A 12,768-nucleotide genomic window follows, 5' to 3' on the forward strand; every position below is an offset into this window, starting at 1 on the left:
TTTAAAAAGGGGACAAGAATATGGTTACATATATTTTACGGCGAACATTAATGTCCTTGCCGATTCTCTTAGGCATTACAATTTTGTCGTTTGCCATCATGAAAGCAGCGCCGGGAGACCCGATGTCACTTATGATGGACCCTACAATCAGTCAAGCGGACAGGGCGAAATTCATTGAAAAATACGGGTTGAATGATCCGGAACCTGTTCAATATGTGAAATGGCTGGGGAATATGCTGCAAGGGGATTTTGGGACTTCTATCGTCAAGAAAGGCACTCCGGTTTCTGAACTTATCTTATCCCGCTTACCGAATACGATTGTGCTTATGCTTTTCTCAACCCTTGTCGCTCTTCTGATTTCTATTCCATTTGGTGTTCTGTCAGCGAAACGTCCTTATTCAAAATTGGATTACGGGATAACTGTTACTTCATTTTTAGGGCTTGCCATTCCGAATTTTTGGTTCGGTTTGATTTTAATCATGGTTTTATCTGTAAATCTGGGGTGGTTTCCCACTGGCGGAGTAAGCACTTTGAATGCTGACTTTAACATATTTGACCGATTGCATCACTTGATTTTGCCTGCTTTTGTGCTCGCCACGGCAGACATGGCAGGGATAACGAGATACACAAGATCCAGTATGCTTGATGTGTTAAAACAGGATTATATACGAACGGCGCGTGCGAAAGGATTCCGAGATAATAAAGTGATTTTTAAACACGGTTTGAGAAACGGACTTCTTCCTGTCATCACTATTTTTGGTTTGATGATACCGTCATTTATCGGGGGAGCGGTAGTGGTAGAACAGATTTTTACTTGGCCGGGTCTCGGCAAATTGTTTATTGATTCAGCCTTTTCACGGGATTATCCGGTTATCATGGCCATGACGGTCATTTCAGCTGTTTTGGTTGTAGTGGGGAATTTAATTGCGGACATCTTATATGCGCTGGTTGATCCCCGCATTGAATATTAACAAAGAGAGGTGAGAGTTCAAATGTTACAGCCAAATACCGGCACACCCCCCAGCGATGTGAAATTAAAGGAAAATATTCAATCCAAACCGGAAACAATGACGAAGATTTTTTTCGAAAAGTTCTTTCAAAATAAACTAGCTGTAATCGGAGCCGTTATATTAACCATCATTATCTTGTCAGCTTTATTCGCTTCGGTAATCGCTCCTTACTCTCCGGAGAGTCAATCTCTCATCAATCGTTTGAAGCCGCCGAGCTTAAAACATCTAATGGGAACTGATAAATTCGGAAGAGACATCTTTACGAGGGTTCTGTACGGGGCGCGCGTTTCCTTGCTTGTCGGATTCGCTTCTGTGATCGGCGCGATTACAATCGGGACAGTTGTCGGAGCCGTTGCCGGATATTTTAAAGGGTTTGTCGATGCCGTTCTCATGAGAACCGTTGATATCGTATTATCCATACCTGATATATTTTTGCTTATTACACTTGTTACGATTTTTCAGCCCGGAATGGATAAATTAATTTTAATTTTCTCCCTTACAGGCTGGACAACAACGGCACGCCTTGTCCGAGGGGAGTTTTTATCGCTTCGTTCCAGAGAGTTTGTATTAGCTGCAAAGACGATCGGTACAAAAAATCATCACATCATCTTTTCTCATATATTGCCGAATGCGCTCGGACCGATTATCGTCTCAGCCACATTAAAGGTGGGAACGGTTATTTTGGCGGAATCTACATTAAGTTATCTCGGTTTCGGGATTCAGCCCCCGATCGCAAGCTGGGGCAATATGCTTCAGGATGCACAGAACTTTACGCTTATGATTCAGGCTTGGTGGTACCCGTTATTCCCGGGTTTGTTGATCCTTCTTACCGTATTGTGCTTCAACTTTGTCGGAGACGGGCTGCGTGATGCGCTTGATCCGAAAAATGTGAAATGATCTCCCGGACGGAACGGGAGATTTTTTTGTTGCAATGCAGTCGGAAATCCAGCTCCGTAATACGGAAATCTCATATTGAAATGGAATAATTTATCTATCCCTTGCCTATACTGTGGACAACAGTTTTTATAAAGTGAGGGGTCGAATATGTTATTTCTTCATGATGTATGGGTCAATTGGTTTGAAGGGGAAGAAAACGGCTACAATGTATGCCATTTTCACGAATGGCGGAAGGAAGACACGGTTGAGCTTTTGGATCAGACGCCGCTGCTCAGAGTGCCGTCGGTATTATTTCATTACATAGAAAACGACTTATCAGAGCTTCCGAAAGAGCTGCTTGACCAAGTCCACCAGAAGTCATACGTGCGAAAAAATCACGAGCGGACAAAGCTGGAGTACTGTTTTGTCGTGACAGACGGGATCGGCATCATTGCCGTGGATACGATCGGGTATACCATTCCGGTCAGAAAGAGCCGCCTGATTCCGAGACAGGAGCAGCTTGTTTATGAAATGGTAAAGGATGTAGAACCGGAATCGTTTCAATTTGAGCCGTCGCAATTGGAGTCTTCAAAGGAATATCACATTTTGTCATTGGCGCCGGAGCATGTCAGAGGTCTGACGAGAAAAGAGCGGCAGATCAAGCAGCTGATGTTTATGGCGCTCGACCAGCTGAAAGGGCTGAAAAACCGTGCGGAAATTGTGTATTGGTACACGGAATGGAATCCGCATATGTATGAGCAGATCAAACGGATGAGTTTTGAAGAGATCTGGGACATGCTTTACAATGAAACAATTGAAGGCTGGTCGGATAAACATCTTGCGTTCTGTGAAAATTTGATTAAAGGGCAGCCGTTTTTCGAAAAGCTTTGGGAAATGGAACAGGAATCAAAAGTGAACTAAAAAAAGAGGCGGGGATTCTCCCGCCTCTTTTCTTTATCTTCTTTTCCGTCCGAGACCCATGGCGTTTTCCATTTTCTTCACCATTTTGCCGGCCGTTTTGTTTGCGCGCGCCGCCCCTTCGTCGAGAATGCGGTCAAGCTCGTCGCTCTCAATTAATTCACGGTAGCGCTCTTGGATCGGTGTCAATGCGCCGATAACGACTTCGGCTAAATCGCTTTTGAATTCACCGTACCCTTTGCCTTCATATTTAGCTTCTAATTCTTCAATTGATGTGTTTCCTAAAATAGAATAGATCGTCAAAAGATTAGAAACGCCCGGTTTGTTTTCTTTATCATACTTTACAATGCCTTCAGAATCAGTCACGGCGCTCTTGATTTTCTTCTCGAGCTGCTTCGGCTCATCAAGCAGCGTGATGAATGCCTTTTGGTTCGGATCTGATTTGCTCATTTTTTTGAGCGGATCAGCCAGTGACATGATGCGCGCGCCTGATTCAGGAATTTTCACCTCAGGAATCGTGAAGATGTCATTGTATTTTTTATTAAAGCGTTCCGCCAGGTTGCGGGTCAGTTCAAGATGCTGTTTTTGGTCTTCTCCGACCGGAACAAGATCCGTTCCGTACAGTAAAATATCGCCGGCCATCAGCGGCGGATAGGTTAACAGTCCGGACACGACGGCTTCTTTGCCCTTTGACTTATCCTTAAATTGCGTCATCCGCTCAAGCTCGCCGATATATGCGACGCATTGGAGCATCCACCCCGCCTGGGCATGAGCGGGAACCTCCGACTGGATAAAGAGGGTCGCTTTCTCGGGATCAAGTCCGACGGCCAGGTAAAGAGCCGCGAGATTGCGGATGTTCTTCCGCAGTTCAAGCCGATCCTGCGGAACCGTAATCGCATGCTGATCGACAATACAGAAGTAGCCGTTGTAGTCATGCTGCAAATCAACAAATTGCTTCATTGCGCCGATGTAGTTGCCGAGGGTAACGGAACCGCTCGGCTGAATGCCTGAAAAAATCGTTTTTTTCATAGTTCTTACCTCATTTCTTAAAACATAATAAAAAAAGCCCATTCTTCCCGTAGAAAAAAGGGACGAATGAACCGTGGTGCCACCCTGATTATTCCATTACAATGGAATCGCTCGAGACGTTGGTAACGGAGGCTGCTCCGGCTGGGCCTACTAACGTTCGGTCAGCTGCTCAGAAGTCCATTCCACATCGCCCGTTACCTGCTCCCAGCACCGCAGACTCTCTTCAAACGGATGAAAATGTGTACTACTCTTCGTCATCGCAATCACAACAAATGTATTTGATTGATCTATTATAAATCAATTATAGCCAAATGTCATCAGAGGAATACAAGCTTATTTCCAGTTTGCTTTAGGGGTGGAAATCCTCAAAAAGAACTGAAAATGCTTAAATGATAACGTATATCAACATTTCGTATAACGAATATTATATGTAAAAAGCAATATGAACTGGAAATTACATTAAAAAAATTTAGTTAGGTCATGCTTTAAACTATAGAAGTGTATCACCTTTTTGACAGAAAAACTGACCAAATTTAAATATTTTAAATTGAGAAAATAGTATTGCAATAAATTATTCATTTCATTATAATGAACTTGTTCACTCTATTGTTACAGCTTCTTTACATAAAATAATCAGAAAAGACGGAACACAATTAAAGTTTAGAAAAATATTAAGTTATTTTGTCTGATATTTCTGAGTATTTAGTAGTAAAGGCTGAAAAATTTGATTAGGGGGTTAGTGCATGAAAAAGCGTTGGTCTATTGTAGGTTTGATGCTTATCTTCTCGCTTGTATTAAGTGCGTGCGGCGGATTCAGCGGCGGATCAGGCGGCGGTAAAAAAGACACCAAAGGACAGACTTCACTTAATATCAATATTAAAACCGAGCCGTTCTCACTGCATCCGGGTTTAGCGAATGATTCCGTGTCAGGAGGCGTAATCCGACAGACTTTTGAAGGATTGACACGCGTAAACTCCAAAGGTGAGCCTGAAGAAGGAATGGCATCTAAAATTGAAACAAGCAAAGACGGAAAGACCTATACATTTACGATTCGTGACGGTGCGAAATGGTCTAACGGCGACCCGGTGACGGCGCAGGATTTTGAATATGCATGGAAATGGGCGCTTGACCCGAACAACGAATCACAATACGCTTATCAGCTCTACTACATCAAAGGCGCTGAAGCTGCCAATACAGGAAAAGGCAAGATTGATGATGTAGGCGTAAAAGCCGTAAATGACAAAACATTAAAGGTTGAACTGAATAACCCGACACCTTATTTCACGCAATTAACTTCATTCTATACGTATATGCCGATCAACAAGAAAATCGCGGAAAAACATAAAAACTGGAATACAAACGCGGGCGAAAATTATGTGTCAAACGGCCCGTTCAAAATGACGGCCTGGAAACACAGCGGTTCCATCACGCTCGAAAAGAACGATCAATATTGGGATAAAGACGCTGTGAAATTGAAGAAAATCAATATGGTGATGATTAACAATAACAACACCGAACTGAAAAAATTCCAGGCCGGTGAGCTTGACTGGGCAGGAATGCCGCTCGGCCAGCTTCCGACTGAATCTCTGCCGACATTGAAAAAAGACGGATCTCTTCACGTTGAACCGATCGCAGGCGTGTATTGGTACAAATTCAACACAGAAGAGAAACCGCTGAACAATGTCAACATCCGTAAAGCCCTTGCTTATGCGATCGACCGCTCGTCCATCGTGAAAAATGTAACGCAGGGCGAACAAATCCCGGCCATGGCTGCGGTGCCGCCGTCAATGAAGGGATTCAAGGATAACACAAAAGGTTATTTCAAAGACAATGACGTCAAATCAGCTAAAGAATTCTTAAATAAAGGACTGAAGGAATTAGGCGTCAAGAATGCCTCTGACCTTCCGGCGATCAAACTGTCCTACAATACGGATGACGCGCATGCGAAAATCGCGCAGGCCGTACAGGAAATGTGGAAAAAGAACTTGGGCGTCAAAGTTGAGCTTGATAACTCCGAATGGAATGTTTACATCGACAAGCTGCACAGCCAGAACTACCAAATCGCGCGTATGGGCTGGCTCGGCGATTTCAACGATCCGATCAACTTCCTTGAATTGTTCCGTGATAAAGAAGGCGGAAACAATGATACCGGGTGGGAAGATCCTGAGTTTAAAAAGCTGCTGAACCAATCTCAGCTTGAAACGGATCCGGATAAACGTATCGAAGAGCTGAAAAAAGCAGAAAAGATCTTTATTGACGCAATGCCGGTCGCGCCAGTTTATTTCTATACGGATCCTTGGGTGCAGGATAAAAACCTCAAAAATGTGATCTTGACAGGAACAGGCGAAGTTTACTTCAGAAACGCTTCTTTTGAATAAAAGCCGGTTCTGAAAACAAAAGACCCAAGGTATATGGGGAGGATGTCCCCATATACCTTTCTTACTGATTACGTATAAAATTGTAAAAAACATGGAGGTGTTCACCTTGCTGAAATATATCGGTAAACGATTCATTTACATGATCATCACATTGTTTGTGATTGTGACCGCCACGTTCTTCTTAATGCAGGCAGCGCCGGGCGGACCATTTTCCGGCGAAAGAAAGCTGCCGCCTGAAATTGAGGCAAACTTAAACGAACACTATGGTCTGGACAAGCCTCTTTTCGTTCAATATGTCAGCTACTTAAAATCTGTGGCGATGTGGGACTTCGGGCCTTCTTTTAAATATAAAGGCCAAAGTGTTAATGATTTAATCAATTCAGGCTTCCCCGTCTCATTCACTCTCGGTGCAGAAGCTATTCTCCTCGCTTTAGCGTTCGGTGTGCTTTTCGGGGTGCTTGCTGCCCTGTACCATAATAAATGGCAGGATTATACCATTGCGATTTTAACGATCTTTGGGATCTCAGTTCCGAGCTTTATATTGGCGACGATTTTGCAATATATTTTCTCAATTAAATTAGAACTGTTCCCGGTCGCAGGGTGGGAATCCTGGGCATACACCTTTCTGCCCTCCATTGCGCTCGCTTCCATGCCGATGGCGTTCATTGCCAGACTCTCCCGTTCAAGCATGATTGAAGTGTTAAACAGCGATTACATACGGACTGCAAAAGCTAAAGGACTTTCCCGTCCGTCAGTCACCGTGCGCCATGCGCTGCGAAATGCGCTTTTGCCGGTCGTGACATATATGGGGCCGATGGCGGCATCCATTTTAACGGGAAGTTTCATCATTGAATCCATTTTCGGAATTCCCGGTTTAGGCGCGCATTTTGTAAACAGCATTACAAACCGTGATTATACGGTCATTATGGGAGTTACCGTGTTCTTCAGCGTGCTCCTGCTTCTATGCGTATTAATTGTAGACGTGCTGTACGGATTAATCGATCCGAGAATCAAGCTTTCCAAAGCAAAGAAAGGAGCCTAGACCATGCAGAACATTCCTAAAAATATGTTTGAACCAGCTTCAGCTAATGCCGGCGATGCCGAAAAAATAAATAAAAAAAGCCTTTCCCTCTGGAAAGACGCCATGCTCCGCTTCCGCAGCAATAAGCTTGCGATGGTCGGGTTCGTACTGATCGTTCTTATTATTCTGATGGCGATTTTTGCGCCTATCTTTTCAAGGTATGATTATGCCACTACCAATCTATTAAATGCGGATAAAGCGCCGTCGAAAGATCATTGGTTCGGCACGGATGACCTTGGAAGGGATATATTCGTCCGGACATGGGTGGGCGCGCGGATTTCCATCTTTATCGGTGTCGCAGCTGCCGTGCTTGATTTATTGATCGGCGTAATCTGGGGCAGCATTTCCGGATTCCGCGGCGGACGCACAGATGAAGTGATGATGCGCATCGCCGACATTCTGTGGGCTGTTCCTTCATTATTAATGGTTATTTTGCTGATGGTTGTCCTGCCGAAAGGATTGCTCACCATTATCGTCGCCATGACGATCACGGGCTGGATCAATATGGCGAGGATCGTCCGCGGACAGGTGCTGCAATTAAAGAATCAGGAGTATGTGCTTGCTTCACAGACACTCGGTGCCAAAACCGGCCGGCTTTTGTTTAAGCATATCGTCCCGAACGCGATGGGCTCTATCCTCGTAACGATGACACTGACGGTTCCGACCGCGATTTTTACAGAAGCGTTTTTAAGTTATTTGGGCCTCGGCGTACCTGCGCCGCTTGCGAGCTGGGGAACGATGGCCTCAGACGGATTGCCTGCATTAACCTATTACCCTTGGCGTCTGTTCTTCCCTGCCGGCTTTATCTGCCTGGCGATGTTCGGCTTTAACGTTGTCGGCGACGGGTTAAGAGACGCGCTGGATCCTAAGTTACGCAAATAAGGAGTGATATGAGTGACACGTTTGCTAGAAGTAAAAGACTTAGCCATTTCATTTAAAACATACGGCGGAGAGGTACAGGCAATCCGCGGCGTCAATTTCCATTTGAATAAAGGAGAGACGCTGGCGATCGTGGGGGAGTCGGGTTCCGGAAAAAGTGTGACCTCCCAAGCGATTATGAAGCTGATTCCGATGCCGCCGGGCTACTTTAAAAGAGGACAGATTCTTTTTGACGGACGTGATATCGTGCCGATGTCCGAAAAAGAAATGCAGACTATAAGAGGAAAGGACATCGGAATGATTTTCCAAGATCCGATGACCTCTCTGAACCCGACGATGAGAGTCGGCAAACAAATTACGGAAGTGCTTTTCAAACATGAAAAAATCTCAAGTGAAGCGGCGAAAAAGCGCGCCATAGAGCTGCTTGATCTCGTCGGAATTCCGATGCCCGAAAAACGGATCGGCCAATTCCCCCATGAATTTTCAGGCGGTATGAGACAGCGTGTCGTCATCGCGATGGCGCTTGCGGCAAATCCGAAACTGTTAATTGCCGATGAACCGACCACAGCGCTTGATGTGACGATTCAGGCACAGATCCTTGAGCTGATGAAAGATCTGCAAAAGAAAATTGATACGTCTATCATTTTTATCACGCATGATCTCGGCGTTGTCGCCAATGTCGCCGACCGGGTCGCCGTCATGTACGCGGGTCAGGTCGTCGAATCGGGCACGGTGGATGAAATCTTTTATGATCCGCGCCATCCGTATACGTGGGGGCTGCTTGCCTCAATGCCGAGTCTGGACAGCACCGATCAGGAAAAACTGACGGCCATCCCGGGCACGCCGCCTGATCTGACGAATCCTCCGAAAGGGGATGCATTTGCGCTCCGCAGCTCATATGCGATGAAAATTGACTTTGAACAGGAACCGCCGATGTATAAAGTGTCTGATACGCATTTTGTGAAATCGTGGCTTCTGCATCCTGATGCGCCTAAGGTCGAGCCGCCTGAAGCGGTGAAGGCTAAAATCCGTCAGCTTCCGAATACGTATCAGCATCCTGTTTTAATGAAGGAAGGTGAAAAAAATGACTGAGAAACTTCTCGAAATCAAACACTTAAAACAGCATTTTTTCACGCAGAAAGGAACGGTAAAAGCCGTAGATGATTTGTCATTTGATATTTATAAAGGCGAAACGCTCGGCCTTGTCGGAGAATCGGGCTGCGGTAAATCAACGACGGGCCGCAGTATTATCCGGCTGTATGAGGCAACCGGCGGGGAAGTTCTCTTTAACGGGGAAAATGTCCATGGGAAAAAATCCCGCAAGAAGCTGCTGGAGTTTAACCGGAAAATGCAGATGATTTTCCAGGATCCGTACGCATCTTTAAATCCGAGAATGACAGTCGCCGACATTATTGCCGAGGGAATAGATATTCACCGTCTGGCAAAAACGAAAAAAGAGCGGATGCAGCGGGTTCACGAACTGCTGGAAACGGTCGGTTTAAATAAAGAGCATGCCAACCGCTACCCGCATGAATTTTCAGGCGGACAGCGGCAGCGTATCGGAATCGCCAGAGCGCTGGCGGTTGATCCGGAGTTTATCATCGCGGACGAACCGATTTCGGCGCTTGATGTCTCCATTCAGGCGCAAGTCGTCAATTTAATGAAAGAATTGCAGAAAGAAAAAGGGCTCACTTACCTGTTTATCGCCCATGATTTATCAATGGTCAAATACATCAGCGACCGCATCGGCGTCATGTATTTCGGAAAATTGGTGGAGCTTGCGCCGGCGGATGAGCTTTACGAAAACCCGCTTCACCCATATACGAAATCATTGCTGTCCGCTATTCCGCTCCCTGATCCGGACTATGAAAGAAATCGCACGCGAAAGAAATACGACCCGGCAGTTCATCAGCTCCAAGAAGGAGAAAAAATGGAATTCAGAGAAGTGAAACCGGGACATTTTGTCATGTGCACAGAAGCTGAATTTAAAACCTATCTATAAACGTATCATCCTCCAAGACTCAGTCTTGGAGGATTTTTTTGCGCACATTCATGTTTATTAAGCCTGCTCCCGTTTTTCTATAATGGAAAAAAAGGGGGAGATCAGTATGAAAACCATTTTGTGCGCCATTTGTGCGGGACTGTTTATCAGTGCAGCCGCTTATCCGGCCCATGCCGCTGTGAAAGAGGAGCAGCCGCTTGTAAAAATAGCGCTGGCTGAAAAAGAACTGCCGAAATCAAATGCACGGTTCGCTTATCCGTCAGGGCTGCATTTTTCACATCCTGATAAGGTGCGGGGCATTTACGTCACAGGACATTCAGCGGGAGGAAGCAAATTCGGGGAGCTGACAGACTTTGTGGACAAAACGGAGCTCAATACAATGGTGATTGATGTCAAGGACGACAACGGAAACCTCACCTTTAAGCCGGACAGCCATTCTGAGTATGCCAAAATCGCCAAGCCGTACATCAAAGACCCAAAAAAGATGATGAAAAAGCTGGAGGAAAAAAAGATCTATCCGATCGCGCGTATTGTCGTATTTAAAGACAGCGAACTCGCGAACAAAAAGCCCGAGTGGTCCTTTAAAGAAAAAAACGGAAGTGTCTGGAAAAACGGCCGCGGAGAATCGTTCGTCAATCCGTTTATGAAAGAAGTATGGGATTACAATGTAAAGATTGCAAAACAAGCCGTAAAGATGGGGTTTCAAGAAATTCAGTTTGATTATGTCCGTTTTCCTGAAGGATTTGAAAAACGTGATGACGAACTGACATACGGACACGGCGATTACGGGAAAACAGCAGACAGCAATGTGCAAAAACGCGTTCACGCCGTCACCGATTTTGTCGGTTATGCGAAGAAAAAACTCCAGCCGTACGGCGCGGATGTGTCGGTTGATATTTTCGGCTATTCAGCCACGCTGCCGGAAGCGCCTGGTATCGGCCAGAATTTCAGCAAAATTTCAGACCAGGTCGATGTCATTTCATCCATGATTTATCCGAGCCATTGGACAAGCTATTTCGGCATTGATAAACCGGATCTTGAGCCTTACAATGTCGTCAAAGAATATGCGAAGGTGGAAAATAAAAAGCTGTCTAAGCTGAAACACCGGCCTGTATCGCGTCCGTGGCTTCAGGATTTCACGGCATCATATCTCGGCAGCGGAAATTATCAAAAGTACGGGAAACGCCAGGTGGAAGACCAGGTTAAAGCGCTGCATGATGAAGGAATTGACGAATTTTTATTGTGGGACGCGGCAAACCGTTATACCAAAAACGCCGATTACACACCATTTTAAAAAAATTGAAACCATGTTAAGGGATCACACGTCTTAATAGATGTAAGATTGTTTAAACAATCGGAAATGGGGTATATCTAAAAGTGTGAAGACAACGAACCCATAAGGAGCAAATGAATGAACTGGTACGAAAAGCTGAGTGAATATTTTCCGATTGAAGAAATGAAATCAAAAGCGCATATGGAAGCTCTGTTAAAGGAGCAAAGCGATGTTTATCATAAAGAAGAGGGGCAGTACCACGTGCTGATGTATGCGGAATTTGACTCTTTCATCTTTATTGATTACCTGTTTGTGTCAAAGAAATCCAGAGGACAAGGCCTCGGAAGCAAGCTGATCGGCAGACTGAAAAAGAAGAACAAGCCGATTCTGCTTGAGGTGGAGCCTGTTGACGAGGATGACACGGATACACAGAAACGCTTGCGTTTTTATCAAAGAGAGCATTTCAAGCACGCGCAGTCAATCGGGTATCGGCGCCGGTCATTGGCTACGAATGAAGTGAACAAAATGGAGATTCTGTACTGGTCACCTAAGACGGAATCAGAAGAAGAAATATTTGAAGCGATGAAACAGACATATGAAAACATTCACACTTATAAAGATGAAAAATGGTACGGAGAATCATACGAAAAAACGGATGAAGTTCTCAAAGTCATTGATGAGAAAAAACAAAAAAACATTTTCGATCAGCTGAGCTAATTGAGAATGGGGAAAAATCCGCCAGCCGTAAATTTGCCGGATTGACACATTTTTTTCTCAGGAGACTGTTCACACTTACTTTTTTATAGTATAATACCTATAAAGATTCCTTTTTTAAAGTCATTTCAATTTGAGAATACAAACATGTTCATCCTACTAATTAGAGGAGTGAAGATTAATGGTTACATTATACACATCACCTAGCTGTACGTCATGCAGAAAAGCAAGAGCTTGGCTTGAAGAGCACGAGATTCCGTTTGTAGAAAGAAACATTTTCTCCGAGCCGTTATCAATTGATGAGATCAAGCAGATTCTGCGTATGACTGAAGACGGTACGGATGAAATTATCTCTACCCGTTCTAAAGTATTCCAGAAACTGAACGTAAATGTTGAATCTATGCCGCTTCAAGACTTATATACTTTGATCAATGAGCATCCGGGACTGCTCCGCCGTCCGATCATCATTGATGAAAAACGTCTGCAAGTCGGCTATAACGAAGATGAAATCAGACGATTCCTGCCAAGAAAAGTGCGTTCTTTCCAATTAAGAGAAGCACAGCGTCTTGCTAACTGATATAAGCTTACGATAAGCATGGAAAAAGCCC

Annotated in this window: 12 protein-coding genes and 1 other annotated feature; of the genes, 11 read left to right on the forward strand and 1 reads right to left on the reverse strand. The window is 44.8% G+C overall.

Features of this window, described 5'->3' with window-relative positions; genetic code table 11:
* Positions 1-20 precede the first annotated feature (20 nt).
* From G9F48_RS01280 to G9F48_RS01290, 3 genes are all read left to right on the forward strand, one after another.
* Positions 21-971 carry an ABC transporter permease gene (locus G9F48_RS01280; protein ID WP_003155051.1) on the forward strand — a complete coding sequence of 317 codons (951 nt, stop codon included), beginning with the start codon at positions 21-23 and terminating at the stop codon, positions 969-971.
* A gap of 21 nt (positions 972-992) precedes the next feature.
* On the forward strand, positions 993-1,907 hold the full coding sequence (gene opp4C / locus G9F48_RS01285) for an oligopeptide ABC transporter permease (RefSeq protein WP_070081623.1): 915 nt from the start codon (positions 993-995) through the stop codon (positions 1,905-1,907).
* A 147-nt stretch (positions 1,908-2,054) separates the two neighbouring features.
* Complete coding sequence (locus G9F48_RS01290) at positions 2,055-2,807, forward strand: YjbA family protein (protein WP_014304784.1); 753 nt, start codon at positions 2,055-2,057, stop codon at positions 2,805-2,807.
* A 33-nt stretch (positions 2,808-2,840) separates the two neighbouring features.
* On the opposite strand, the gene trpS is transcribed toward G9F48_RS01290, so the two are convergent.
* Positions 2,841-3,833, reverse strand: coding sequence for a tryptophan--tRNA ligase (gene trpS, locus G9F48_RS01295; RefSeq protein WP_014304785.1), 993 nt, complete (start codon positions 3,831-3,833; stop codon positions 2,841-2,843).
* Between the two features lie 55 nt (positions 3,834-3,888).
* Positions 3,889-4,100, reverse strand: a binding site (T-box leader).
* Positions 4,101-4,576: 476 nt separating this feature from the next.
* On the opposite strand from trpS, the gene G9F48_RS01300 reads away from it, so the two are divergent.
* The 8 genes from G9F48_RS01300 to spx all read left to right on the forward strand — a co-directional run bounded on the left by G9F48_RS01300 (position 4,577) and on the right by spx (position 12,737).
* Complete coding sequence (locus G9F48_RS01300) at positions 4,577-6,211, forward strand: peptide ABC transporter substrate-binding protein (protein ID WP_069013066.1); 1,635 nt, start codon at positions 4,577-4,579, stop codon at positions 6,209-6,211.
* Between the two features lie 106 nt (positions 6,212-6,317).
* The gene (locus G9F48_RS01305) at positions 6,318-7,253 is read left to right on the forward strand and encodes an ABC transporter permease (RefSeq protein ID WP_003155043.1); all 936 of its coding nucleotides are present in this window, start codon (positions 6,318-6,320) and stop codon (positions 7,251-7,253) included.
* A gap of 3 nt (positions 7,254-7,256) precedes the next feature.
* Positions 7,257-8,174, forward strand: a complete 918-nt coding sequence (oppC, locus tag G9F48_RS01310) for an oligopeptide ABC transporter permease OppC (protein ID WP_003155041.1) — start codon at positions 7,257-7,259, stop codon at positions 8,172-8,174.
* 12 nt (positions 8,175-8,186) lie between these two features.
* A complete protein-coding gene (locus tag G9F48_RS01315) occupies positions 8,187-9,263 on the forward strand; it encodes an ABC transporter ATP-binding protein (RefSeq protein WP_061890535.1) in 1,077 nt (358 codons plus the stop codon).
* On the forward strand, positions 9,256-10,173 hold the full coding sequence (gene oppF, locus G9F48_RS01320; protein WP_003155037.1) for an oligopeptide ABC transporter ATP-binding protein OppF: 918 nt from the start codon (positions 9,256-9,258) through the stop codon (positions 10,171-10,173). Before G9F48_RS01315 ends, oppF begins: the two co-directional genes overlap by 8 nt.
* Positions 10,174-10,279: 106 nt before the next feature.
* The gene (locus G9F48_RS01325) at positions 10,280-11,467 is read left to right on the forward strand and encodes a putative glycoside hydrolase (protein ID WP_165408903.1); all 1,188 of its coding nucleotides are present in this window, start codon (positions 10,280-10,282) and stop codon (positions 11,465-11,467) included.
* A gap of 117 nt (positions 11,468-11,584) precedes the next feature.
* Positions 11,585-12,163 (forward strand): GNAT family N-acetyltransferase, encoded by a 579-nt coding sequence (locus G9F48_RS01330; protein WP_003155035.1) that lies wholly within the window; start codon positions 11,585-11,587, stop codon positions 12,161-12,163.
* 178 nt (positions 12,164-12,341) lie between these two features.
* Positions 12,342-12,737, forward strand: coding sequence for a transcriptional regulator Spx (gene spx, locus G9F48_RS01335; protein WP_003155034.1), 396 nt, complete (start codon positions 12,342-12,344; stop codon positions 12,735-12,737).
* Positions 12,738-12,768 lie beyond the last annotated feature (31 nt).

Source organism: Bacillus sp. EKM420B (assembly GCF_011065565.1).
In the GTDB taxonomy this organism is placed as follows: domain Bacteria; phylum Bacillota; class Bacilli; order Bacillales; family Bacillaceae; genus Bacillus; species Bacillus velezensis.